General features: G+C 62.2%; 19 protein-coding genes and 1 tRNA gene. 10 read left to right on the forward strand and 10 right to left on the reverse strand.

Features of this window, described 5'->3' with window-relative positions:
- Nucleotides 1-66 precede the first annotated feature (66 nt).
- A complete protein-coding gene (locus BM438_RS02135) occupies nt 67-2,505 on the forward strand; it encodes an AsmA family protein (RefSeq protein WP_093632672.1) in 2,439 nt (812 codons plus the stop codon).
- A gap of 138 nt (nt 2,506-2,643) precedes the next feature.
- Here BM438_RS02135 and BM438_RS02140 read toward each other — a convergent pair whose 3' ends face one another.
- Nucleotides 2,644-3,138 (reverse strand): hypothetical protein, encoded by a 495-nt coding sequence (locus BM438_RS02140; protein ID WP_028196609.1) that lies wholly within the window; start codon nt 3,136-3,138, stop codon nt 2,644-2,646.
- 397 nt (nt 3,139-3,535) lie between these two features.
- Between BM438_RS02140 and BM438_RS02145 the strand changes: the two genes are divergently transcribed.
- From BM438_RS02145 to BM438_RS02155, 3 genes are all read left to right on the forward strand, one after another.
- A complete protein-coding gene (locus tag BM438_RS02145) occupies nt 3,536-5,146 on the forward strand; it encodes a sensor histidine kinase (RefSeq protein WP_093632673.1) in 1,611 nt (536 codons plus the stop codon).
- Between the two features lie 78 nt (nt 5,147-5,224).
- Nucleotides 5,225-5,704: a response regulator gene (locus BM438_RS02150; RefSeq protein ID WP_054039505.1), complete on the forward strand. Its 480-nt coding sequence runs from the start codon at nt 5,225-5,227 to the stop codon at nt 5,702-5,704.
- Between the two features lie 79 nt (nt 5,705-5,783).
- Complete coding sequence (locus BM438_RS02155) at nt 5,784-7,775, forward strand: hybrid sensor histidine kinase/response regulator (protein WP_093632674.1); 1,992 nt, start codon at nt 5,784-5,786, stop codon at nt 7,773-7,775.
- A gap of 171 nt (nt 7,776-7,946) precedes the next feature.
- Here the strand turns inward: BM438_RS02155 and mscL are convergent, their stop codons facing one another.
- The 4 genes from mscL to mfd form a co-directional block, all read right to left on the reverse strand.
- A complete protein-coding gene (gene mscL, locus BM438_RS02160; protein WP_054039506.1) occupies nt 7,947-8,396 on the reverse strand; it encodes a large conductance mechanosensitive channel protein MscL in 450 nt (149 codons plus the stop codon).
- Nucleotides 8,397-8,483: 87 nt separating this feature from the next.
- Entirely contained in the window at nt 8,484-9,518 is a 1,035-nt protein-coding gene (locus BM438_RS02165) for a pyridoxal-phosphate dependent enzyme (RefSeq protein WP_093632675.1), read from the reverse strand.
- A 55-nt stretch (nt 9,519-9,573) separates the two neighbouring features.
- A complete protein-coding gene (argE, locus tag BM438_RS02170) occupies nt 9,574-10,812 on the reverse strand; it encodes an acetylornithine deacetylase (protein WP_093632676.1) in 1,239 nt (412 codons plus the stop codon).
- A 212-nt stretch (nt 10,813-11,024) separates the two neighbouring features.
- Complete coding sequence (mfd, locus tag BM438_RS02175; RefSeq protein ID WP_093632677.1) at nt 11,025-14,507, reverse strand: transcription-repair coupling factor; 3,483 nt, start codon at nt 14,505-14,507, stop codon at nt 11,025-11,027.
- Between the two features lie 121 nt (nt 14,508-14,628).
- Here mfd and ispD point away from each other — a divergent pair, with 121 nt between their 5' ends.
- Together ispD and ispF are read left to right on the forward strand one after the other, a co-directional pair.
- Nucleotides 14,629-15,345, forward strand: a complete 717-nt coding sequence (gene ispD, locus BM438_RS02180; protein ID WP_093632678.1) for a 2-C-methyl-D-erythritol 4-phosphate cytidylyltransferase — start codon at nt 14,629-14,631, stop codon at nt 15,343-15,345.
- A gap of 46 nt (nt 15,346-15,391) precedes the next feature.
- The gene (ispF, locus tag BM438_RS02185; protein ID WP_093632679.1) at nt 15,392-15,871 is read left to right on the forward strand and encodes a 2-C-methyl-D-erythritol 2,4-cyclodiphosphate synthase; all 480 of its coding nucleotides are present in this window, start codon (nt 15,392-15,394) and stop codon (nt 15,869-15,871) included.
- Between the two features lie 120 nt (nt 15,872-15,991).
- On the opposite strand, the gene BM438_RS02190 is transcribed toward ispF, so the two are convergent.
- From BM438_RS02190 to ompR, 3 genes are all read right to left on the reverse strand, one after another.
- Nucleotides 15,992-16,540, reverse strand: a complete 549-nt coding sequence (locus BM438_RS02190) for a peroxiredoxin (RefSeq protein WP_093632680.1) — start codon at nt 16,538-16,540, stop codon at nt 15,992-15,994.
- Between the two features lie 186 nt (nt 16,541-16,726).
- Entirely contained in the window at nt 16,727-18,076 is a 1,350-nt protein-coding gene (locus BM438_RS02195) for an ATP-binding protein (RefSeq protein WP_093632681.1), read from the reverse strand.
- Nucleotides 18,077-18,269: 193 nt separating this feature from the next.
- A complete protein-coding gene (gene ompR, locus BM438_RS02200) occupies nt 18,270-19,004 on the reverse strand; it encodes an osmolarity response regulator transcription factor OmpR (protein WP_006048917.1) in 735 nt (244 codons plus the stop codon).
- Between the two features lie 229 nt (nt 19,005-19,233).
- Here ompR and BM438_RS46065 point away from each other — a divergent pair, with 229 nt between their 5' ends.
- The 3 genes from BM438_RS46065 (at nt 19,234) to BM438_RS02215 (ending at nt 22,746) form a co-directional block, all read left to right on the forward strand.
- Nucleotides 19,234-19,566, forward strand: coding sequence for a hypothetical protein (locus BM438_RS46065; RefSeq protein WP_093632682.1), 333 nt, complete (start codon nt 19,234-19,236; stop codon nt 19,564-19,566).
- 194 nt (nt 19,567-19,760) lie between these two features.
- Nucleotides 19,761-21,401, forward strand: coding sequence for a DUF1800 domain-containing protein (locus tag BM438_RS02210; protein ID WP_244179218.1), 1,641 nt, complete (start codon nt 19,761-19,763; stop codon nt 21,399-21,401).
- Nucleotides 21,402-21,528: 127 nt separating this feature from the next.
- A complete protein-coding gene (locus BM438_RS02215; protein ID WP_093632683.1) occupies nt 21,529-22,746 on the forward strand; it encodes a DUF1501 domain-containing protein in 1,218 nt (405 codons plus the stop codon).
- 53 nt (nt 22,747-22,799) lie between these two features.
- Here the strand turns inward: BM438_RS02215 and BM438_RS02220 are convergent, their stop codons facing one another.
- Nucleotides 22,800-23,624, reverse strand: a complete 825-nt coding sequence (locus tag BM438_RS02220) for a squalene/phytoene synthase family protein (RefSeq protein WP_093632684.1) — start codon at nt 23,622-23,624, stop codon at nt 22,800-22,802.
- 219 nt (nt 23,625-23,843) lie between these two features.
- Between BM438_RS02220 and BM438_RS02225 the strand changes: the two genes are divergently transcribed.
- Nucleotides 23,844-23,930 (forward strand) — tRNA-Leu (locus BM438_RS02225).
- A 97-nt stretch (nt 23,931-24,027) separates the two neighbouring features.
- Here the strand turns inward: BM438_RS02225 and BM438_RS02230 are convergent.
- On the reverse strand, nt 24,028-24,321 hold the full coding sequence (locus BM438_RS02230) for a hypothetical protein (RefSeq protein ID WP_093632685.1): 294 nt from the start codon (nt 24,319-24,321) through the stop codon (nt 24,028-24,030).
- Nucleotides 24,322-24,634 lie beyond the last annotated feature (313 nt).

Raw genomic sequence — 24,634 nt, forward strand, 5'->3', positions numbered from 1 at the left:
CAATACCACCGGGCACGATACGTGCTGGTCCCCATGCACAACGAAGAAAAAAGACGGAGCTTTTCAATGGCAGTGTCGAGCACGATTGGAAGACGGATAGGAAAAATCATCGCATGGTTGCTGGCGATCATCGTCATTCTGATTGTCGCCCTGGCAATCTTCATCCTGACCTTTGACTGGAACCGGGCGCGCCCCTACATCGACGACAAAGTGACGCAGGCGATCGGCCGGCCGTTCGCGATCAACGGCGATCTGAAAGTAGGCTGGCAGCATCCAGTCGGCGAAACCGGCTGGCGGGGCTGGGTGCCCTGGCCGCGTTTCTCAGCGGCCAATATCACGGTAGGCAATCCCGACTGGGCCAAACAGCCGCACTTCGCGACGCTGGACGAAATCGACTTCCAGGTCAAGGTGCTGCCGCTGCTCGCGCATGACATCGTGATTCCCGCGATCAACCTTGTGAATCCTTCCGTCGACCTCGAACGACTGCTCGACGGGCGCAACAACTGGACCTTCAAACTGGCGTCTTCCAGCGGCCCTTCCGAATGGAAGCTCGATCTGCACGACATCGCCTTTGCCAAAGGCAATATCGCGCTGTCGGATCAGCAGCAGAAGGTCGAGATGCAGATGGCCATCGATACGCTCGGCCAGCCGATTCCGATCGGCGAAGTGATGAAGCAGCAGGAGACGGCGTCGCGCAGCGCATCGGCGGAGGCGGTCGGTAAAGCGGGTGCGAGCAAGCTGACGGCACAGGCTAACGCGCAGGCTGCATCGGAAGCGGCGGCAGCGTCCGCGGCGGCGGCTTCCGGTGCTTCGTCGACCGATATCAACGCGTCGGGCGCGCTGATTGCCGGCGGAGCGAGCGAGGGCGCAAGCGGCGCCGCCGTAGCCTCGGCGCCGAACGCCAGCGAGGCAGGCGGGGCAATCGGCGCAAAGCCGACGATCCCGCCGTACGCGATCGGTTGGACCGTCAAGGGCACCTACAACAAGACGCCGGTTTCCGGCAGCGGCAAGGTGGGCGGCGTGCTGGCGTTGCAGGACGCGAACCGGCCGTTCCCGGTCCAGGCCGACGTGAAGGCCGGCGATCTGCGCGTCGGCCTCGTGGGCACGATTACCGATCCGGCGCATCTTGCCGCGGTCGATCTGCGTCTCTGGCTGCAAGGCAACAGCCTGGCGCGGCTGTATTCGCTGACGGGCGTGACCTTGCCCGACACGCCGCCGTATGCCACCGAAGGGCGCCTGGTCGGCCAGTTCAAGCCCGGCGCCAACGTCTTCAAGTATGAAAATTTTACAGGCCGGGTGGGTGGCAGCGATCTGAATGGCTCGCTGACCTACACGGCGCGTGAGCCGCGTCCGCTGTTGCAGGGCGAACTGGTGTCGCATCTGCTGCAATTCGCCGATCTGGCGCCGGTCATCGGCGCGGATTCGAAGGCCAGCAAGGCCAAACGCGGCGATGCGACCGCGCAGCCCGCCAACAAGGTCCTGCCGGTCGAAGAATTCCGCACCGATCGCTGGAAGGCGATCGACGCCGACGTAAAGTTCACGGGGCGCCGCATCGTCAAGGACGCCAATCTGCCGATTACTGACCTGTACACGCACGTCGTGATGACCGACGGCGTGCTGTCGCTCGAACCGCTGAAGTTCGGCGTGGCGGGTGGCTCGCTGTCATCGGATATTCATCTGGACGGCAGCACGACGCCGCTAAAGGGCCGCTTCGCGACCTCAGCGCGGCATCTGAAGCTCAAGCAGCTGTTCCCGGACTTCAAGACGATGCAGAACGCGCTCGGCGAAGTCAACGGCGACGCCGCGCTCACCGCGACCGGAAATTCGCCGGCGGCATTGGCGGCGACGTCGAACGGCGAGGTGAAAGCCTTGATCACCGACGGCACGGTAAGCCGCCTGCTGATGGAAGCCGCGGGTCTGAACGTGGCGAACGTGGTCTATGAAAAGCTGTTCGGCAATCGCGACGTGAAGATCAACTGCGCGGCGGCGGATTTTGTTGCGACGAACGGTGTACTGGATTCGCGTGTGTTCGCGCTCGACACGGACGACGCGGTCATCAATATCGACGGCAACGTGAATCTGCGCGACGAATCGATGGATCTTGGCGTGCATCCGCATACCAAGGGTTTCCGGGTGTTTTCGCTGCGCTCGCCGCTGTATGTGAAGGGGACGTTCAAAGACCCGCACGTAGGCGTGAATGCCACCGCGCTGGCGCTGCGAGGGGGCGCCGTGATCGGGCTCGGGTTGATCAATCCGTTTGCGGCGCTGATTCCGCTGCTGGCGCCTAGCAATAACAAACCGCTGCCGTGCGGGGAGTTGCTGGCGCAGGTTCGTCAGGCGCCGACCGCGCCCGCGCCGGGTATGAAGCAAGCGCCCAAGCCCGCCATTTCCCTCGACGGCGCGCCGGTGAACAAGTCTTCCGCAGGCGCTTCCTCACCGGCTGCGGGCGACAGGAAGCCTGCGGTCACGTCGCCGCCCACGGGAGCTGAATACAAGGGGAGTTAATGTTTTCTGCTGCGTCGGCGGACTGGTGGAGTTGGTTCTTCGGGTCCGGCCTTGCCTTTATTTTCTTGTGGCTGATTAGCGTTCCCCCAATACGGAGCGAACACTAATCAGTCGCAACAGGCAAAGGAAAGAAAAGAATTACCGTAGCGAGCGCGGAGCAGCATCTCCCGCCGCGTCCTGCCTGCGAACCCCTCGCCGGGCGCCGCCAACGCGGGTGGCGCCAAACTCCGTCAGAATCTTGCCGCGGGCTCGGCTGGCAAAGACCAGGAACCCGAATCCGTCGGCTTCATACCAATACCCGCCGTTCTCGAGACCATCGAGCGGCTGTTCCAATGCATTGGTAATGGATTCGATACAGCGCCGCCGCAATTCGGCGGGCGCGGGATAGGGCGGCTGGGCGCCGCGGACGCTGCACAGAAGAACGTCGAGGCCGGGCAGCACATGCGCATAGAGCACCGGCTCGTCCTGTGCGCGAGCGCGCGCAATTTTGGTGTCGAGCTGACCGAACGGCTTGAAATGCCGTAGTACCGCGAGGAACGACTCATCGCCGTCCACCTTCGCGCGTCTACGCTTTTTCGGGAAGGACATAAAAATTCGCCTGAAAAAGAATTGCAAGAAACGCAGCGTCCTCATGCGACAACTCCCGGCTTCGCGCGCCGCACGTCGATCTTTTATAGCATACGACAAGGCCGGATTCACGATGATTCGGCTTCTACGCCGTTCTCACCGCCTCCCGCACGAATCATGCCGAACCGCCTCGCCGCGCGCTTTCGCTTCCCAGCACATCTGTCTCCATCATAGACGCACGCGCCGCCGAAAAAACAACTCGTATCAATAAAAAAGTCATTTTTATGTGGGCGAGCGCATCTAGCCGCTACGTTGAAATATCTCACATTCACGTCGATAATGGCCCGTCCGGCTGCACCGCGGCGTGCTGGCCAGTCCTGCACCGCAACGGCCCGCCCGCATGCCGAGGCGAGGCGCATGGTCCGTGCGTACTGCCGTGGCTTGAACGACCCTTCGGGCGAACATGAAACTATTCACCAAGGGTCTGCTGCTGATTGCAGTGCCGAGCGCGGTCGAGCTGGCGCTTCTGGGCGTCGTCTTCGATACCCAGGAGCAAACAGCGCAGGCCGCGCGGTGGGTCAGCAACAGCAAGCAGATCCTTTATCAGTCGTCGGCCATTGTCGATCCGCTGCTGCGTCAGGCCGCGCGGGTCCGCACGGGTATGGTCGTCGGCGATCCGTCGTTTGTCGACCGCCATACTGTATGGGTCGATCTCGGCGACCGCCTGTCGAATCTGGAAACGCTGGTGGCCGATACGCCGCAACAGGTCACGCGTGTGCGCAAGATGCAACAGGCGATCGACGCGTATCGCATGCAGGCCACTGAGATCTCGCAGGCGCTGCGTGCCGGACACAACCTGAATTCGTTTGCCGCGCAGGACACGGGCGCGCTGCCCCAGCAGATCGCACTGTTTCGCGATCAGCTTACCGAGTTCGGCAACGAGGCTTCGCGGCTCGACACCGAGCGCGGCGCGGCCCTGGCACGGCGCCGCGAACGCCAGCAATATGCGCTGATCGCCGCGGTGTTGGGCTCGATGCTGATCTGGGCGGCCACTGCGGTCGTGTTCGCGCGCAGTATTGGCCGGCGGCTGGAGGTATTGACCGGCAATGCCGAGCGCCTGGGCAGTGGGCGGCAGCTTGCGGCGCCGCTCTCCGGCAGCGACGAAATTGCCGCGCTCGACGCCGTGCTGCATCAGACGGGTGAACGCCTGCGCGAGGCCGAAGGCGAGCAGGCCAAGCTGAAAGTGCGGCTCGAGGCGCGCGCGCGGGAACTGGCAGGCGTCAACGAGGAGCTGCGTCAGGAGACGCAAGACAACGAAATGTTCATCTACAGCGTGTCGCACGATTTGCGCTCGCCGCTGGTGAATCTGCAAGGATTTTCGAAAGAATTGCAGGTGTCGTGCGACGATCTCGACAGCCTCGTCGAGGCGGCCAAACTGCCGGAAGCCGAACATCGGCGTATGACGCATATTCTTGACGGCGACGTGCGCGAGTCTCTGCAATATCTACGCACCGCGGTGACGCGGGCGGCGGCGATCATCGACGCGCTGTTGCGGATTTCACGCGCCGGGCGGCTCGAATATCAGTGGCAGCGGGTGAGCGTCGGGCGGGTGGTGGGCAAAGTGGTCGATGCATTGCAAGGCGCCATCAGCCAGCGCGGTACGGTGGTGACCGTGCGCGAGTTGCCGCCTGCATGGGGCGACCCGGGTGCGATCGAGCAGATTTTCGGCAACCTGATCGGTAACGCGCTCAATTATCTCGACCCGGCGCGCAACGGGCGCATCGAGATCGGCGCGCTGGAGCCGGAACCGGTCGACGAAACCGAGCCGCGCGCGTTGCGCACGCGCACCTATTATGTACGAGACAACGGACTCGGGATTCCGGCGGCGTATATGTCGAAGGTATTCAGGGCGTTTCAGCGCCTGCATGGCGACGTTGCGACCGGAGACGGCATCGGCCTCGCGGTGGTGCGGCGTATGGTAGAACGGCATGGCGGCCGCGTTTGGGTCGAGTCGGCCGAAGGTGCGGGATCGACTTTTTTTGTCGTGTTACCAGAACAGCCTGCACGCAATTGAACCGCGACCGGCGCGAGAGAAAACGGTGGGGATAGTTAAAAGCATGATGCAAAAACGGATTGTCAGTACGGAGGGCATATGAGTCACGGGGAAACGGTCAGTATCGTGCTGATCGAAGATGACGACGGCCACGCCACGCTGGTCGAGCGCAATCTGCGCCGCGCCGGTATTTCGAATGGTTTCGTGCGCTTTCGCGACGGCCAGCAGGCCCTTGATTATTTCTTTGGCCCTGCGCCGGCGGACCCCGCTGCCAGTCCTTACCCACCTCGCGAAGATCTGACGAATTTCGTCGTGCTGCTCGATCTGAAAATGCCGCGCGTGGATGGCTTCGAGGTGCTGCGGCGTCTGAAGGATTCGCCACAGACAGCCGCGGTGCCGGTGATCGTGCTGACCACGACCGACGATCCGCGCGAAATCGCGCGCTGTTACGAACTCGGCTGCAACGTCTATATCACCAAGCCGGTCGAATATGATGCGTTCATCGAAGCGGTGCGCCGTCTGGGCTTCTTCCTGCAGGTGGTCAAACTGCCCTCGGGCCACCGTCTGGCCGCGCCGTGACAGAAGATTCACATGAAGGCGCTCCCAAAGCGACCCATGACAAGACAGCCACACCAGACCTAGCCAGAGAAGACTCCGCATGACCGAAGACGTGTCCACGCAGCCTGCCGCGTATGTGCTGGTCGTCGATGACGACGAAGGCATCCTGCGGCTCGCGCGCAAGTCGCTCGAACGCGCCGGCTGCCGGGTTGCCATCTGCGCGCAGGTCGAAGCGGCCCGCGCGCGTCTCGCCGCGGGTGCGCCCGACCTGCTCGTGCTCGACTACCAGCTCAGCGGGCCGGAGACCGGCCTCGATTTCTTTCGCCGCCTGCGTGCGGAAGGCGTGCGGATCCCCGCCATCCTCGTGACCGGTTTTACTGACGAATCGCGTGTGATCGAAGCCTTGCGCGCGGGCGTATCCGACGTTGTGCCGAAATCCGGCGACTACCTCGATTACCTGCCCGAGGCGGTGGAGCGGGTGCTTTCCCAGGTGCGTTTGCAGAAGGCCTCGGACGAAGCCTTGCTGCTGCGCGATCGCGAACAGCATTACCGAACCTTGTCAGAGGCGTTGCCGCACCTCGTGCTGACCTGCAACGCCGCGGGCGATTGCGATTTCCTCTCGAAGCAGTGGTTCGACTACACCGGGCTGGCGGAAAGCAGTTCGCATGGTCTCGCGTGGCTCGAAGCGGTGCATCCCGACGATCGCGAAGAGATTCGCCGCACCTGGCTCAAAGCGGTGACGGGCGGCGCCGGTGACTATCGGCACGAACTGCGGATTCGGCGCCACGACGGCGCCTATCGCTGGTTCGACATCCGCGCGGTCGCCATGCGCGACGCCGAAGGCAACGTCAGCAAGTGGTTCGGCAGTTGCACGGACATTCATCCGCAGCGCGAGGCGATCGAGGAACGCGAACGGCTGCTCGCCTCGGAGCAGGCCGCCCGCCAGATCGCCGAAGAAGCCAATCGTGCGAAAGACCGCTTCCTCGCCATGCTGTCGCACGAATTGCGCACACCGCTCACGCCTGTTCTGGCAGGGGCTAGCGTGCTGGAGATGATCCCGGGTCTGCCCGATCAGGCGCGTGCGAGCGTGCGCATGATTCGCCGCAATGTCGAACTCGAAGCGCGCCTGATCGACGACCTGCTCGATCTCACGCGCGTGGCGAACGGCAAGCTGCGTTTGTCGCTTGAAACCGTCGACGTGCACGAAGTGATCGACAGCGTGCTCGAACTGTTTCGCAGCGAGATCCAGGTCAAGCAGCAGGACGTGCACGTCTGCACGAATGCGCAGCACCATTACGTGCTCGCCGACCGCGCGCGGCTGCAACAGATGCTGTGGAACCTGATTCGCAACGCCGCCAAGTTCACGCCGGACGGCGGCCATATCTACGTGCGCACGCACGATGAACGCATGCATGTGCAGATCTCGGTCGAGGATACGGGCATCGGCATCGAGCCCGAGCAGATCGGCAAACTGTTCAACGCGTTCGAGCAGGGCAACCAGAACATGACGCGGCAATTCGGCGGCCTGGGTCTCGGTCTCGCGATCACGAAGGCCCTGACCGACGTGCACGGCGGCACGGTGGTCGCACAGAGCCCGGGCGCACACTGCGGCGCGACTTTCACGATCACGCTGCCGACCGCCGCCGCGCCTGAGGAGCTCACGCCCGTTGCAGCGCCTGATGAGGTGCGTCATCACGCCCAGCTGACCATTCTGCTGATCGAAGACCACGTGGATACCGCCGAGGTGATGGCGCAGCTGATTCGCAGCCTGGGTCACGACGTGACCATGGTGGGCCGTGTGGACGATGCGCTCGCCGCCACCCAGTCGCAGACGTTCGATCTGGTGATCAGCGACGTGGGCTTGCCCGATGGCACGGGCCTCGATTTCGTCAAAGCGTTCCGCGAGCGTTCGGATGCGCCGGCAGTCGCGTTGACCGGCTTCGGTACTGACGACGATGTGCGCCGTTGCCTGAGCGCCGGCTTTACTTCGCATCTGACCAAGCCTGTCAATTTCGGACAGCTCGAGACGATGATCGAAAGCGCGGTGAATCAGAAGGCAGAAAAGAACGAAGGGGACGAAAAGAACGCTTAGTGTATTCGCCACGTCAACTCGACGCAGGTGGCGTAATCTGCGCGCGGTATGAAAAAGGCCTGTAGCGATTTCCTCGCGACAGGCCTTATTTATTTGCGCCGCTTAATGTGTCGACGCGAACGTTTAACGTGGTTCAGGTTGATCCAACTTGGGTGACTTAACTCCAGCGGCTCAACGCGGCGACGAGCTCTTCAGCGAATCGCGGATTTCACGCAGCAGCACGACTTCTTCCGGCGTTGGCGCCGGTTCTGCCGGCGCGGCTTCAGCCGGCTTGCGCAGATTATTGATGAACTTGACCATCAGGAAAATGATGAACGCGAGGATCACGAAGTTGATGGCCACGGTGATAAACGAGCCATAACCGAACACTGCCACGCCTGCCGTCTGCAAGTCTTTGTACGACTCGGGACTGCCTTTGAAGCTGGCGGGAATATCGCCGAGGCGAACGAACTTGTTGGAGAAATCGAGGCCGCCAGTGGCAACGCCGACAACCGGCATGATCAGGTCTTTAACAATTGAATTGACGATGGTGGAAAATGCGCCGCCGATAATCACCCCGACGGCGAGATCCATTACGTTGCCTTTGAGGGCAAATTCCTTGAATTCCTTGATCATGCTCATATACGTTCCTCCCAGAAGTCGATTATCGAATCATACCAATCTGAGAAGGATAGGCTAGTCTTTTGGCACGGAAAGGAAGGATTGCGTTTATTCTGGAAACTGTGACTGGCTATGACGCGCCCGTTCGATATGCGCAGCAAAACTGACCGGATCGGTATTGGTGCCGCACAGCAGCACGCCCACGCGTTTGCCTTGCAGCGTTTCGCGCAGCGGTCCGAGCAGTGCCGCCGTAGCGGCGGCGCAGGCGGGTTCGACAGCTAGCTTCAGTTGTCCGAACAAGGTCAGCATCGCCGCGCGCAACTGGTCGTCGGATACGGTGACGAGCTGGTCGATATGGCGACGGCACAACTCGTAGCTGTATTCCTCGGTATGCGGCGATGCCAATGAATCGGCGATGGTGTGCATATGGCCCATCTTGACCGTGTGATTGGCGGCAAAGCTTTTGCCCATCACATCCGAACCTTCCGGTTCGACACCGTACAGGTGCACCCGCGGATTCGCGAGCCGCATGGCGGTGGCCACGCCGGCAGCGAGACCGCCACCGCCGATCGGCACGATCACCGCTTCGAGGTCGGGCGTTTGCGTGGCCCATTCATAGCCGAGCGTGGCTGAGCCGAGCACGGTGCGATAGCCGTTGAACGGATGCACGAAATAACGGCCTTCCTCCGCCTCGATACGGCGCACAAGCTCGAAGGCTTCGGCGAGGTTTTCCGCGAAGACGATGTCGGCGTGATATTGCCGGCACAAGGCGACGCGTGCCGGATTGGCGGCGCGAAACAGCACGACCTTCGCGCTAACGCCGAGACGCATGGCGGCGTACGCGACCGCCACCGCATGATTGCCGCCCGACACACAGGTGACGCCCGCACTGCGTTGCGCTTCGTCGAGCGCGAGCAGGTTAGTGAACGCGCCGCGCGCCTTGAAGCTGCCACCCGCCTGCAGCAACTCGAACTTGAAGTTCACCACCGTGCCTTCCAGCGACGGAAAATCGAGCCGGTCGAACACCGGCGTTCGCGTTACCCACGGCGTCAACGCAAAATGCTGTGTGGCGATGTTGTCGAGAGTGGGGATCGGCTCGCCGTTGATCGTGTGGTCGGTGTGCTGCGGTGTGGCGGTTGACATGGCGTGGGCGTGTTTTTCCTCGATATGGCTAAGACCGTTTTTACCGCGCTCAGTTTCAGTGCGCGTGCGCTTCCACCGACATGCTGTGGATGAATTTTTGCAGGAAGCGCTCGCATGCCACGAGCTGATCCAGCGCGACGAATTCGTTGGCTTTGTGCGCCTGCTGGATGTCGCCGGGACCGCACACAATGCTCGGAATGCCCGCCAGCGAGAACAGTCCCGCCTCAGTGCCGTACGCGACCTTGCGCTTGTCCTGGTCAGCGGTCAGCGCGCGCACGAGTTGCGTGATCGCGGCTTGTTCAGACGAATCGAGGCCGGGCGCCGCGGCAATCTTTGTGATCTCGATGGCGGCAGATGGATGCTCGCGCAACATTTTCGGCAGCAGCGTTTCGCGTGCGTATTGATCGATGCGCTCGAAGATCGGTTCGGGATCGAGCGTGGGCAGATTGCGGAATTCGAACTGGAACTTGCATTCGGCGGGCACGGTATTGATCGCGTTGCCGCCGATGATCGTGCTGGTTTGCGCGGTGGTGAAGGGCACGTCGTATAGTTCGTCGAACGGGCCTTGTGCGCGGAATTGATCGGCCATATCCCGGATGTAGCAGATCAGGCGCGCGGCGTATTCGATCGCGTTCAAGCCCTTCGGTGTGAGCGACGAATGCGCGGCCTGGCCGCGCACGCAGCACTGATACGCGTTGATGCCTTTGTGCGCCACGATCGGGCGCATGCTGGTCGGCTCGCCGACGATGCAACCGTCCGGCTTCACGCCACGCTTCATCAGATCGGCAATCAGGAGCGGCGCGCCGGCACAGCCCACTTCCTCGTCAAACGACAACGCGAAGTGAATCGGCCTCGCGAGCCTGGTGCGCTGCATCTCGGGCACGAGTGCGAGCGCCGCGCCGATGAAGCCTTTCATGTCGCAGGTGCCGCGGCCGTACAGCTTATCGCCGCGAATTTCCGGTTTGAACGGATCGCTGTCCCATTGCTGACCGTCTACGGGCACAACATCTGTATGGCCCGACAGCACCACGCCGCCGTTGGTCTCGCCGTCGTGTGCGGGAATCGTTGCGAACAGATTCGCCCATTTGCCGCTTTCGTCGTGGGTGAGCGTGGCTTCGATGCCGACTGCGCGCAATTCGTCGCGTACGGTTTCGATCAGGCCGAGATTCGGATTGCGGCTCACCGTGTCCATCGACACGAGACGGGTCACCCACGGAAGCGAGGCAGGCAACGAGGAATTCGATTCAGAGGCGGGCGTTTGCGAGGACTGCGCTGTTTCAGCGACGTGAGACATAACAAGACTCCGGCATTTGAGTCTTTCGATCATACCCAAAAAAAACGCACCCGTATGCTGCGGCGCGCATTTGCGCACCGCAGCATAAACAAAAAAACGGCTAGACGTACCCCGTTTTTTTAATGGTGCCGCCGTTGGTTCCGTTGGCGGCGCCGGTGTTGACACCGGTGTTGCCGCGACACCGGCGTGCGGGTACGCAACGGTGCGCAGCCTTAGCGCGCGGCAGCCGTGGCCGCTGTGCCGCGGCTGGGCGTGCCGAGTGCGCGCAAGGTTTCTTTCACCGTCGCTACACGCACGGCCAGATCCGGGCTGCGCGTTTCAATGCGCAGCTTGTCCTGGCCCGCGAGCTTGATGTGTTTGTGTTTCTGCACCATCTCGATGATCCGCATCGCGTCGATCGGCGGATTGGGGATGAACTGCAAGCCGATCACCGTTTCGCCTGCATCGATCTTCGAAATGCCCAAGGGTTTCGCCGCCAACCGCAGGCGATGCGTCTCGACAAGCGCATGCGCTTGCGGCGGCAACTTGCCGAAGCGGTCGATCAACTCCTCCTGAATGCTGTCGATCGAATCGTTGTGTTCGCAATTAGCGAGGCGCTTGTAGAGCGACAGGCGTTCCTGCACATCGCCGCAATAGTCCGCCGGCAGAATCGCGGGGGCGTGCAGATTGATCTCGGTGGTCGCCGCGAGCGGCGCCGTGAGGTCCGGTTCCTTGCCTTCCTTGAGCGCCTTCACGGCGTCGTTCAGCATGTCGGTGTAAAGCTGGAATCCGATCTCCTGAATCTCGCCCGATTGCTTGTCGCCGAGCACTTCACCCGTACCGCGAATTTCGAGGTCGTGCATCGCGAGATAGAAGCCCGAACCGAGTTCCTCCATCTGCTGGATCGCTTCGAGGCGGCGCTGCGCCTGCTTGGTCAGTCCTTGCGGGTCATGCACCAGCAGATACGAATACGCCTGGTGATGCGAGCGGCCCACGCGGCCACGCAGCTGATGCAATTGCGCGAGACCGAACTTGTCGGCGCGGTGAATCAGAATCGTGTTGGCGCTCGGCACGTCGATACCGGTTTCGATAATCGTCGTGCACAGCAGAACATTCGCGCGTTGCGCAACGAAGTCACGCATCACGCGTTCGAGTTCGCGCTCATGCATCTGTCCGTGCGCAACGGCGATACGTGCTTCCGGCACGAGTGCTTCCAGCATCTGCCGGCGATTCTCGATCGTTTCGACTTCGTTGTGCAGGAAGTACACCTGACCGCCACGCTTCAACTCGCGCAACATCGCTTCGCGAATCACGCTGTCTTCTTCGCGACGCACGAAGGTTTTGATCGCGAGGCGCTTTTGCGGCGCGGTGGCAATCACGGAGAAATCGCGCAGGCCTTCGAGCGCCATGCCGAGCGTACGGGGGATCGGCGTCGCAGTCAGCGTGAGCACGTCGACTTCGGCGCGCAACGCTTTCAAAGCCTCTTTCTGACGCACGCCGAAACGGTGTTCCTCGTCGATGATCACGAGCCCCAGCCGCTTGAACTGCACATCCGACGACAGCAGCTTGTGCGTGCCGATCACGATATCGACCGTGCCTTCGTTGATCTGCTGGATCGCCGCGTTGACTTCCTTGGTCGACTTGAAGCGCGACAATTCGGCGATCCGCACCGGCCAGTCGGAGAAGCGATCGCTAAAGGTTTGCGTGTGCTGTTCGGCGAGCAGCGTGGTGGGCGAGAGCAGCGCAACCTGTTTGCCGCCCATCACTGCGATGAACGCCGCGCGCAAGGCCACCTCGGTCTTGCCGAAGCCGACGTCGCCGCACACGAGGCGGTCCATCGGTTTGCCGCTCGTCATGTCGCCGATCACCGCAGCAATCGCGGCGGCCTGGTCCGGCGTTTCTTCGAAGCCGAAGCTCTCGGCGAACTTCACATAGTCTCTCGGTTCGAGCGCGAATGCATGGCCTTCGCGCAGGGCGCGGCGAGCGTACAGGTTCAGCAACTCGGCCGCGGTGTCGCGGATCTGCTGCGCGGCTCTTCGCTTGGCCTTTTCCCACTGGCCTGAGCCGAGCGAATGCAAGGGCGCGCTTTCCGGATCCGCGCCGCTGTAACGCGAGATCACGTGCAATTGCGCGACCGGCACGTAAAGCTTGCTGTCGCCCGCGTATTCGAGATGCAGGAACTCGGTTTCGCCTTCGCCGAGATCCATCGTGACGAGGCCCATATAGCGGCCGATGCCGTGCTGCGAATGCACGACCGGATCGCCGAGCTTCAGCTCGGACAGATCCCGCACCATCGAATCGACGTTGCTCGCCTGCTCCTGACGGCGGCGCCCGGTGCGGCGCGCGAGCGGGCCGTAAAGTTCGGTCTCGGTGATGATCGCGATGCCGTCGATAGGCACCGCAAAACCGTTCGCCAAAGGCGCGACGCCTAGCGAAAAACGTTCGTCGCTCGTGAGCCAGTCCTGGAAGCTGTCGCTCGATACGGGCCTGAGGTGATTGTCGGCCAGCAGTTGCAAGAGCGTTTCACGACGGCCCGCCGATTCCGTCGCGAACAGCACGCGGTTCGGCGTGGTCTCGAGATAGGTGCGCAAGGCCGAGACCGGATCTTCCGCGTGACGGTCGATCGCCAGATCCGGCAGCGGGGTCGACCAGCCGCCGCCCGCATTGGCGGGCAAGGCGAGCCGCGCGAACGGCTTGGCGAACGCAAAGAAATCCTCGTCCGAGAGGAACAGACGCTGCGGCTCCAGAATCGGCCGGTCGCGATCGTGCGACAGGAAGTTGTAGCGCTGTTTGGTGTCGTTGGTGAAGCGCCGGATCGCCGCGTCCAGATCGCCGACGAACGCCAGTTGCGCGCCTTCGGGCAGGTAGTGGAACAGCGTCGCCGTTTCTTCGAAGAAGAGCGGCAAATAATATTCGATGCCCGCCGACGGCACGCCGTTGCCGATGTCCTTGTAAATCGACGCGCGGCTCGGATCGCCCTCGAAGGTCTCGCGCCAGCGGCTGCGGAAAGCCGTGCGCGCTGCTTCGTCGAAGGGGAATTCGCGGCCGGGCAACAGACGCACGTCCTTCACCGGATAGAGGCTGCGCTGGGTGTCCGGGTCGAACGCGCGGATCGAATCGACCTGGTCGTCGAACAGGTCGATCCGGTACGGCAGGGGCGAGCCCATCGGGTAGAGGTCCAGCAGCGAGCCGCGCACGCAGTATTCGCCCGGACGCACCACCTGGCTCACGTGCTCGTAGCCGGCGAGCGTCAACTGCGCTTTCAGCTTGGCCTCGTCGAGACGTTCGCCTTGCGAGAAGGAGAACGTGTAGCCCGCCATGAATGAGGCGGGCGGCATCCGGTACAACGCGGTGGTAGCCGGCACCAGCAGGATGTCGCAGCGGCCTTCGCCCAGATCGTGCAGCGTGGCGAGGCGTTCCGAGACCAGATCCTGGTGGGGCGAAAAGGTATCGTAAGGCAGCGTTTCCCAGTCGGGCAGCAAACGCACGCGTGCCTCGGGCGCAAAAAAGCTGATTTCCTGCGCCAGCCGCTGCGCGTCGACGGCGCTTTCGCAGACGACCGCCAGGAGCGGCACCTTCTCGTGGTAGGCGAGATGGTAGCGGGCGATCAGCAGCGCGTCGGACGAGCCGTGCGTGCCGTCGAAGGCGAAACGCTGGCCGGCTTTGACGAGCGCGACGGGCGGGGAGTACTGCGATGATGCGGCGATGTCTGGCATAGAAGAGAAAAAGCGGCCTCGGGCTCACACGTGATCGGCAAGTTTACGCGTGTCGGGGCGTAGATGCGAAGGACCTATTATAAAATCCGTCCTTTACTTTGACCTCGCGGCATCCGCACTCGTGACTTCCCGTCTATTTGCCCTGATTCCGTGCGCTGGCACCGGCAGCCGTTCCGGCGCCGCGATGCCCAAACAATATCGCACTGTCGCCGGTCGCGACATGTTGCATTACTCGCTGGCGGCTTTCGACGCCTGCAGCGAGTTTGCGCAAACCCTTGTCGTGATTGCCCCCGACGACCAGCACTTCGACGCCCGCCGCTTCAGCGGCTTGCGTTTCGCCGTGCGCCGCGCCGGTGGGGCGTCGCGCCAGGCGTCGGTGCTGAACGGGCTGCACGCGCTGGCCGAATTCGGCGCGCGCGACGACGACTGGGTGCTGGTGCACGACGCCGCCCGGCCGGGCATCACGCCTGGCTTGATCCGCACGCTGATCGGCGCGCTGAAGGACGACCCGGTGGGCGGCATCATGGCCTTGCCGGTGGCGGACACCTTGAAGCGGATCGACCCAGCCTCGTCGGACGGGCGGATTGCCCGCACCGAGGCGCGCGATGGCCTGTGGCAAGCGCAAACGCCGCAGATGTTCCGCATCGGCATGTTGCGCGAGGCGATTTTGCGCGCGCAAGCGGACGGCCACGATTTGACCGACGAAGCAAGCGCGATCGAGTGGCTGGGGCACGCGCCCCGCCTGGTGCAGGGGAGTTTGCGCAACTTCAAGGTCACTTATCCGGAAGACTTCGATCTGGCCGAGGCGATTTTGTGCCGACCGTCTTCGGCTTCCTGAATGGATAAATCAGATTTTAATCAATGGGCTTGAGGACTTGACGCATATGGATTTCAGAATTGGGCAGGGTTATGACGTGCATGCGCTGGTGCCGGGACGTCCGCTGATTATCGGCGGCGTGACGATTCCTTATGAGCGCGGGCTGCTCGGGCATTCGGATGCGGATGTGCTGTTGCATGCGATTACCGATGCTATTTTCGGCGCGGCCGCGATGGGCGATATTGGGCGGCATTTCTCCGATACGGATGCGAAGTTCGCTGGTGCGGATAGCCGGGTTTTATTGCGGGAGTGTTTTGCGCGCGTTAAAGCTGCCGGGTTTTCCATTGCCAATGTGGATAGCAGCGTGGTTGCTCAGGCGCCCAAGCTGGCGCCGCATATCGAAGGGATGCGGGCTAATATCGCTGCGGATCTTAACCTGCCGGTCGAGCGGGTTAATGTTAAAGCCAAGACTAATGAGAAGCTGGGCTACCTCGGACGAGGCGAGGGCATTGAAGCGCAGGCGGTGGTTTTGTTAATCAAGAATTGATATTGGATTTTGGTTTTGGTGTTTGCGGTGCATCCACAAAAACCATGAGCGCGCAGCGAAAAAACTTAATCCCGCTGCGCGCGAAAAAAACCTGTCCATCTTCAGCAGCAATACGCGGCTTTACAGCGTTGCACCGCCGATCGGGCGATTGCACGGGCACTCTTCGTTCGTTTGAAGAGCGTCGAGAATACGCAGCACTTCTGTCGGGTTGCGGCCGACATTCAGGTTGTTCACGGAAACGTGTTGAATCGTATTGTCCGGATCGACGATGAACGTTGCGCGCAGCGCCACGCCGGCTTCCTGGTCGCGCACACCGAGCTGGTCGATCAACTCACCCTTCACGTCACCAAACGAATAGTGGTTTAGCCTGCTCAGCTCCTTTAGCTCGCGGCGCCAGGCCAGCTTGACGAATTCATTGTCCACACTGCCGCCGAGCAGTACGGCATCGCGCTCTTCGAAGTCCTTGACCAGCTTGTCGAACTCGACGATTTCGGTCGGGCACACGAACGTGAAGTCTTTCGGATAGAAGTAGATGATTTTCCACTTGCCCGGAAACGACTGCTCCGTGATCTCTTCGAACGCGGACACGCCATTTTCTTCATGATTGTTGAAGCCCGGCTTGGCCGCAGTGACGGTGAACGCTTCGACTTTATCGCCAACGGTTTTCATGCAAGAGCTCCTTCGTGAGATTGGAAAGCAGCATGTTCGACGCTATCAGCTCGTCGTAACAGGCACGTTGCACGTTTTCGAGTATGGCCCTATGAGGTTATGCGCTCAATAGTGTTTGGCTAGCGCCTTGGAGCGATATGACTCAACGCGGTCGACCGTCTCACGGGCTGCGCGACGCCCAGCCGGTCAGGCGCCTTTTGCGAGCGGAAACTCGATTGTGACCTCGAGGCCCGGACCTGGTGTGCGGTTGCGCAGACGCAGCGCGCCGCGATAACGGCCTACCAGCCGCTGCACGATGGCCATGCCGAGGCCCGTGCCGTTCGCCTGGGTGCGCGCGGAATTCACGCGATAGAACGGTCGCGTGACAAGCGCCAATTGGTCTTCAGGAATTCCTGGCCCTTCGTCGACCACGGACAACTCGACCCGCGAGTGCGATACCCGGGTTTCCAGAATCACGTGCGGTATGCCGTCGCCGTCGCTCAAACCGTACTTGCGCGCGTTTTCCAGCAGATTGCCCACCACGCGCCGCATGTCGGTCTCATCGGCCTCGATCACCGCCGAGGGCGCGAGACGCGTGATCAGCCGCATGCTGTCCTCGCTTTGCATCCGCGCGGCAAGCTCGCCTGCAATCACCGACAGGTCGACGGGCTCCGGCACCCGCTGCACCGGACGCGCGTAATCGAGGAACCGGCCGATGATCATGTCCATCTGCTCGATGTCGTCGACCATCGCGTCTTTGGTGATCTGGTCGGACGGGCTCATTTCGGTTTCGAGCCGCAGCCGTGCGAGCGGCGTGCGCAGATCGTGCGAGATACCGGCGAGCATCAGCGCGCGGTCGGCCTCGAGCTGTTCGAGGTCCTGCACCATCTGGTTGAAACTGCGATTGGTCTCGGCGGCCACGCCCATGCCGCGCTCGGGCAAGGGCTCTGGCGACTGGCCCGAGCCGACCTTGCGAGCAGCCATGGCGAGCCGGGCGAACGGGCGGTTCACGAGACTGGTGATGAAAGCCGCGCCGAATAGTGATAGCGCCAGCGCGAACACGCCCCAGCCGGCCCATTGCAGGCCCGTCGCGTTGTCGAGTTGATCGCGGTCGAGCGCCACCCAGTAATCGTCGTCGTCGATCTTGAAGCTGATCCAGACGCCGGGGATGTCATTCACGCTTTGTGCAATGACCGTGTCGTCGCCGAGGCGGCCGCGAATGTCGTGTTCGATCAGCCGGTTCAGCGACTCGTCGGGTTGGAGCTTGTACTTGTCGGTGGTTTCGCGCGGATACACGCGCACCCCTTCATTGCTCTCCAGGTCCTGCAGCAAGGCGCGCCGCAGGTCAGGATCGGAATAGAGGAGTGCGGTGCGCGTGAGCTTGACGATGGCGACCAGCTGCAACGCCACGCGCTGCGCGCGCGGCTCGCGTTCGATCACCCGAAAGCTCTGGAACCACGCGGCGAGACTGACTGCGATCAACAGCGCGATCAACAGAAAGGTCCGCCAGAAAAGGCCGCCGAACGCGAGCGTCAGGAGGCGCCGGTCGATCCGCATGGGCCCTTCTTATCTGGAACTAGCTTGTATGGGACCGGAGTAGTCGCGCTGACGCGCGAACTCTGGTCGACCGCTTTGCATAGGACCAGAGATAAGGCGCTAAAGCGCCAACTCTGGTCGACCGCTTTGCATGGGACCAGAGATAAGGCGCTAAAGCGCCAACTCTGGTCGACACTGGGGTGGGAGAGCAAACTCAGGCTGCACCGTCAGGAATGAACACGTAGCCGAGGCCCCAGACGGTTTGGATGAAACGCGGGCTGCCCGGATCCGGTTCGATCAGCTTGCGCAGACGCGAAATCTGTACGTCGAGACTGCGGTCGAACACTTCGTATTCACGGCCGCGTGCCAGTTCCATCAGCTTTTCACGCGACAGCGGCTGACGCGGATGGCGCGCAAACACCTTCAGCACCGAGAACTCGCCGGTGGTCAGCGGAATTTCCTGGCCGGCCTTGGTCAGCGTGCGAGTGGCGAGATTCAGCGCAAACTCGCCGAACTCGAACACTTCGGTGGTTTCGGACGGCGCACCCGGCAGCTCCGACGGCGATTGCCGGCGCAGCACCGCGTGGATCCGCGCGACCAGTTCGCGCGGGTTGAACGGCTTGGGCAGGTAGTCGTCGGCGCCCATTTCGAGGCCGACGATACGATCGACGTCTTCACCCTTGGCCGTCAGCATGATGATCGGCGTGCGGTCGTTGCTGCCGCGCAGGCGGCGACAGATCGACAGGCCGTCTTCGCCTGGCAGCATCAGATCGAGCACCAGCAAGTCGAAGCGCTCACGCACCCAGAGCTTGTTCATGGACGGCGCGTTCTCGGCAACGTAGACATTGAAGCCCTGTTCACCGAGGTAGCGGCGCAGCAGATCGCGCAGGCGCGGATCGTCGTCGACGACGAGGATTTTCGAAGGGTTTTTGGTTTCCATGGTCGGCATCTTAGCGCGATTAGAAAGTAGCGCGCGGTTGCATCATTTATCGGGTTACAGTCAGTTACAAAATTTACCCGCACTGTGGCACGACGTAAAGCATGGGCAGGTAGACTCCTTTACTGAATGCGGCTGTTCGGTGGATACTTCACACGACTAAAACTCTCGCACCCGGCTCGCTACCGGGGTTTGTATACGCATTTGAGGTAGCCGGTTGCCGCGCCACGAAGGGAACAACATGAAGGGAGGGGTTTGGCCGAATGTGCGCCTGAGCGTAATTGCACTGGCGATTGCCGGTACGCTTGCAGGCACACTAGGACCAACGCTCGCCCACGCCCAGCCTTCGGCCGACAGAGCTGCGAGCGAGCGCGGCCCCAAGCCGCCTAATTCCAAAGCGGGCCGCCACAACCCCAGCGTCACTAACGACCGCCCTGCGTCAGACGTGATGTTGCGCACTGCAGTTCCCCCCGATCTCGATCAACGCCGCCGTGATGGTCATATGACGCCCGACGAGCGGCGCCTGTTACGGCAGCACATCGAAGACGCTGTCCGCGAGCTCTATAAGAGGTAGCTATTTTCGTGCCTGCTCCTGGGCACGCTGGTCGTCAGCCGGACCCCGTTTCTCCGCGCATGAAAGATTTCGTTGCACTTCCCCCGTCAACTTTCCCGTTCCATCTGCCGTTGAGTCGCCAGAGCACAGCGCGTGCATAGAGCGTTTTTCCATGCGCGAATGCCTTTCCGTGATGCCCCGCAACCGGATGACCGATGATGAAAGTGCTGACAGGCGGTAAAGATGGGCGCTGGCTGGCAGTCATGGCCACGGCGTTAGTGGTCGCGACGTGGTGCGCACCGGCGCCGGCCGTGCAGCAGGGCGCCTCTATCTCTCATGCTCCCCACAACAAGCATCGCGCGCCGTCTGCCGCGTCAGCCGTTTCCGTGGCCGACCAGGACACCCTCGACGCCGACGATGCCCGCTTTTTCCTGACGCGCGTCGGCTTTGCGCCCGATAGCGGCGAGGTCGCGCAATACGTCGGCCTCACGCGCGAGCAGGCAGTGGACAAGGTGCTCGCAACAGCCCGAACCGAATCTGTCACGCCGCTGCCGGACTGGGTGCTCGAACCCATCCCGACGCGCGACATTCGCAAGACATGGACGGATGATCAACGCCGCGACGAGCAGCGGCTGCGCGGCCAACGTTACGAACTATTACGTGCGTGGTGGGTGCGCGAGATGCTGGGCACGCCGTCGCCGTTGACCGAGCGCATGACGCTCTTCTGGCACAACCACTTCACCTCCGGCCAGGACAAGGTCCAGTATCCGCAGCAGATGGCGCAGCAGAACATACTGTTGCGCCGCGACGCGCTGGGCAACTTCGGCGAGTTGTTGCACGACGTCGCGAAAGATCCGGCGATGCTGCAATACCTCGACGGTGCCAGCAATCGCAAGGGCAAGCCCAACGAAAACTTCGCGCGTGAAGTGATGGAGCTGTTCACGCTCGGCGAAGGGCACTACACACAACGCGACGTATCGGAAGCCGCGCGTGCCTACACGGGGTGGAGCCTCGACCCCGACACCCAGGCTTACGTGTGGCGCGCCAACCTGCACGACGATGGCGACAAGACCGTGCTCGGTCAAACCGGTCCGTTCGACGGCGATCAGGTGCTCGATATCCTGCTTGCGCGACCGGAAACCGCGACATTCGTCACGACCAAGCTGTGGCGTGAGTTCGTCTCCGACACACCGGACCCCGCTCGCATCGCCCCGATCGCCGCGCAGTTCCGCGCGAGTCATTACGATATCAAGGTCGCGCTGCGCAGCCTTTTCATGAGCGACGCGTTCTGGGACGACGGCGATCGCGGCGTGCTAGTGAAATCGCCGGTTGAATTCGTGGTCGGGACACTGCGTGCGTTCGACATTGGCTACGACAACACGGCGCCGTTCGCCGCACAGATCCGCACGCTTGGCGAGAACCTGTTCTACCCGCCCAACGTCAAAGGATGGCCGGGCGGTACGATATGGATCAATAGTTCGACGCTGCTGGCGCGCAAGCAATTCGTCGAGCAACTGTTTCGCGCGACTGAAACTGCCCGTCCGCAGCACATGAACAATCCGGTGGGCCCAAAGATCGCGGCGAGTGGCGCACCAGGCAATATGCCGGCGAGTCAGCCGATGCAGCGTGCGATGGCGCGTGTCGGGCCGGTCAGCCAGGGTGGCGTACGCTTTGATATCGACACGTGGCTTGCGCATTACAACACCGCGCCGACGGCGAAGCCGGGGCTGTCGGCGGAGCTTCAGTTGCAGCACGCGGTCTTGCCGCTCACGCCAGTCGACGCGATCGAAACCGATTCGACCGCCAGCGCTTATCTGGAGGCGCTGCTGATGGACCCGGCTTATCAGCTGAAGTGAGAAAGTGAGCAGCGCGGACGGGCGACGGAATTGAGCCGCTCAACCGTATAACGCCGATGAGCAGCGCAAATAAACGATCCGTCGAAGGCGGCAAGACACGCGCCATGACAATCGAACGAGGTGCAGGATGAAAAGACGCAGCTTTCTCTCGATGGGCGCAGCCGCCAGCGCAACGCTCTGGTTGCCACGCGCGTTCGGTGCGCAGGCGGCAGAAGTGGGCGGCTCAGCGAATCGAGGCTACGGCAACCTGCTGATCCTCGTCGAACTGAAGGGCGGCAACGACGGTTTGAATACCGTGATTCCGTTTGCCGATCCCACTTACTATCAGCTGCGTAAAAACATCGGCATCAAACGTGAGCAGGCGATCCAGCTCGACGAGCGCACCGCGCTGCATCCGTCGTTGCAGCCGCTGATGCCACTTTGGCAGAGCCAGCAACTGGCGATCGTGCAGGGCGTCAGCTACGCGCAACCGAACCTGTCGCATTTCCGCTCGATCGAGATCTGGGACACCGCCTCGCGTTCGGATCAATATCTGCGGGAGGGCTGGCTCACACGCGCGTTCGCGCAGACGCCGGTGCCCGCCGGTTTTGCCGCCGACGGTGTGGTGATCGGTAGCGCCGAAATGGGACCGCTTGCCAACGGCGCACGCGCGATCGCGCTGGTCAATCCGGCACAGTTCGTCAAGGCTTCGCGCCTCGTCACGCCGGTGTCGCTGCACGAGCGCAATCCGGAATTGGCGCACATTCTCGACGTCGAGAACGATATCGTGAAAGCCGCCGATCGTCTGCGTCCCACGCAAGGTCAGGCGCAATTGAAGACGGTGTTTCCCGGCGGCGCATTCGGCGGTTCGATCAAGACGGCGATGCAGGTGCTCGCGGCTGGGAATACGCCGCAAGGACAGCCGAAGAGCGGGCAGGGTGTGGCGGTGATCCGTTTGACGCTGAACGGTTTCGATACGCACCAGAATCAGCCGGGTCAACAGGCGGCGCTGCTCAAACAACTGGCCGATGGGTTTGCGTCGATGAAATCGGCGCTGGTGGAACTCGGCCGCTGGAACGAGACGCTGGTGATGACCTATGCCGAGTTCGGCCGGCGCCCGCGTGAGAATCAGAGCAACGGCACCGATCACGGCACCGTGGCGCCGCATTTCGTCATGGGCGGGCGAGTGCGGGGCGGTTTGTACGGCGTGCCGCCGGTGCTCGCGCGGCTCGATGGCAATGGCAACTTGCCGGTCGGCGTCGATTTTCAGCAACTCTACGCGACCGTGCTCGGGCCGTGGTGGGGGCTCGACGCGTCCGCGATCCTGCAGCAGCGGTTCGAACCGCTGCCGTTGCTACGCGTCTGACGATGGACAGCGTTGCCTCATCAGCATGAGCCAACGGCCGTTGTGTCGCTCGCCTACCTCGCGCGCCACGCGATCCAGAGTTTGCGGATCGGCGTCAACGCAATGCGCTGATGCAGCACGTGATAGCCGTCGCGTTCGATTTCATCCAGCAGCGCCAGGGCGAGCGCTGCCTGCGCCACGAGCGTGCGCTGCGAGCGGCGCTCATTTGCGGGCATGGCGGCGAGCGCTGCTTGCAACGCGTCGCGCGCACGCTTGGTCTCGAAGCGCATCAGCTCGGTAAACGCGTCGGAATATTTCCTGTTGATCAGATCCGCAGCGGTGACGTTAAAGCGCTGCATTTCGTCGATCGGAATATAGATGCGGCCGTGGCGCGCGTCATTGCCGGTTTCGGCGACGAACTGCGCAAGCTGCAGCGCCTCGCCGAGCGCCGCGGACCAGGTCGATGCCTGCGCGCTGTCTTTCGCCGAAGCACGCGCGACCAGCGACGCGAAGGTGCCGCCGACGCCTTGCACATAGCGCCTCAGATTCGGGTAGTCGAGATAGCGCGCCTGGTCGAGGTCCATTTCGAAACCGGCGAGCAAGGCCTGCAACTCGGGATATTCGGTTTCTACGTTGGGCAGATAAGCCGCCAGCGCCTTGGAAACCGGATGTGACGGTGAGCCCGAAGCCAGCGCGGCGAGTTCGTTTTGCCACCACGCGAGTTTGGTGCGGCCGATGGCCGGATCGCTGGTTTCCTTAACGGTTTCCTCGAACTCGCGACGCAGCGCGAACAGCGCGGTCAGGAGCGGTTGGCTTGCCGCGGGCGCCCGCCGAAGCGCATAGTAAGTGCTCGATCCGGGCGGCGCCGCTTTTTGCTGGCAGTATTCGTCGAAATTCACGGGATAGGAATGTGGGGAAGGGCGGGCGAACAAGGGCACGTCGTGCGTGCGTTTAGCCAAAAATTGTAGCATCGACGCCCAATGGGCCGATGCACGAGCAAATGCAGACAACTGCGAATCAATCGGTTAGAATCTCGCGCTTACGCTTTCGGGCGCGGGTTTTAACGCGGCCGTGGGCATGCAGGACATCGGGCACAACGCACAGCGCTTTGCCCGGCTGCGAGGGTGGCGAAATTGGTAGACGCACCAGGTTTAGGTCCTGACGCCCGCAAGGGTGTAGGGGTTCGAGTCCCCTCCCTCGCACCAACAAATATGTAGCAGAGAACCCCGTTAAGTCTTTGGACTGACGGGGTTTTTTGTTTTTCTTGCGACCTGGTGCCAGGCCTGGTGGGCCCGGCAGCGCTCAGGCGTCCGGTGCTGGCGGTTGCGGTTCGGCTTGCGTGCCTGGCAACTCGGCTTGCACGGCGCCTTCGAGAAAGCGGCGGGTCGATTCGAACGCCTGTAGCATCGGATCGGGCCACGGCGTTTGCAGCATGACGGCCTGGTGGTTTTCGAACGCCGACGACAACAGTTTCGCCAGCTCGGGCGAGCGCAGATGACGCAGCACGACACTGACGGCGATCGCCGTCGCCTGGCTCGCGCCGGCGGTTTGAAGTTCTGAGGCGGTGAGGGCCGCTACCTGTTTGTTGATGTCCACTGAAGCTTCCCTGGATGAAATGGGGGTGACTGAAGGCCTGGCGGCCGATTCCGAATTTTGACATGGTTGACGGGTTGCCGCGAACGCGGCTGCCTCGCCGGGGCTGCCGTGTTCGCGGCGGGACGATGGTTTTCAGCGCGGTCAGTCTATTGAGCAATATGGAGTCGGACACCGCTGCTGGATTTGTCCAGGTAATTGGTGTGCCCGTCGAACTGCGCCCGAGATTGGGTGGTATCCGTTGTCATCCATATTGCGTAGATTGTTAATGCACGCGATGCGCTCATGCCTACCCGCCGGCGGATTAATCTCTGGA

It is taken from the genome of Paraburkholderia aspalathi (assembly GCF_900116445.1).
GTDB classification, from domain to species: domain Bacteria; phylum Pseudomonadota; class Gammaproteobacteria; order Burkholderiales; family Burkholderiaceae; genus Paraburkholderia; species Paraburkholderia aspalathi.

Excerpts from the sequence above, each read along its gene's own strand:
- BM438_RS02135 (WP_093632672.1), top strand. The coding sequence starts at position 67 with ATGGCAGTGTCGAGCACGATTGGAAGACGGATAGGAAAAATCATCGCA.
- BM438_RS02140 (WP_028196609.1), bottom strand. The coding sequence starts at position 3,138 with ATGAGGACGCTGCGTTTCTTGCAATTCTTTTTCAGGCGAATTTTTATG.
- BM438_RS02145 (WP_093632673.1), top strand. The coding sequence starts at position 3,536 with ATGAAACTATTCACCAAGGGTCTGCTGCTGATTGCAGTGCCGAGCGCG.
- BM438_RS02150 (WP_054039505.1), top strand. The coding sequence starts at position 5,225 with ATGAGTCACGGGGAAACGGTCAGTATCGTGCTGATCGAAGATGACGAC.
- BM438_RS02155 (WP_093632674.1), top strand. The coding sequence starts at position 5,784 with ATGACCGAAGACGTGTCCACGCAGCCTGCCGCGTATGTGCTGGTCGTC.
- mscL (WP_054039506.1), bottom strand. The coding sequence starts at position 8,396 with ATGAGCATGATCAAGGAATTCAAGGAATTTGCCCTCAAAGGCAACGTA.
- BM438_RS02165 (WP_093632675.1), bottom strand. The coding sequence starts at position 9,518 with ATGTCAACCGCCACACCGCAGCACACCGACCACACGATCAACGGCGAG.
- argE (WP_093632676.1), bottom strand. The coding sequence starts at position 10,812 with ATGTCTCACGTCGCTGAAACAGCGCAGTCCTCGCAAACGCCCGCCTCT.
- mfd (WP_093632677.1), bottom strand. The coding sequence starts at position 14,507 with ATGCCAGACATCGCCGCATCATCGCAGTACTCCCCGCCCGTCGCGCTC.
- ispF (WP_093632679.1), top strand. The coding sequence starts at position 15,392 with ATGGATTTCAGAATTGGGCAGGGTTATGACGTGCATGCGCTGGTGCCG.
- BM438_RS02190 (WP_093632680.1), bottom strand. The coding sequence starts at position 16,540 with ATGAAAACCGTTGGCGATAAAGTCGAAGCGTTCACCGTCACTGCGGCC.
- BM438_RS02195 (WP_093632681.1), bottom strand. The coding sequence starts at position 18,076 with ATGCGGATCGACCGGCGCCTCCTGACGCTCGCGTTCGGCGGCCTTTTC.
- ompR (WP_006048917.1), bottom strand. The coding sequence starts at position 19,004 with ATGCCGACCATGGAAACCAAAAACCCTTCGAAAATCCTCGTCGTCGAC.
- BM438_RS46065 (WP_093632682.1), top strand. The coding sequence starts at position 19,234 with ATGAAGGGAGGGGTTTGGCCGAATGTGCGCCTGAGCGTAATTGCACTG.
- BM438_RS02210 (WP_244179218.1), top strand. The coding sequence starts at position 19,761 with ATGATGAAAGTGCTGACAGGCGGTAAAGATGGGCGCTGGCTGGCAGTC.
- BM438_RS02215 (WP_093632683.1), top strand. The coding sequence starts at position 21,529 with ATGAAAAGACGCAGCTTTCTCTCGATGGGCGCAGCCGCCAGCGCAACG.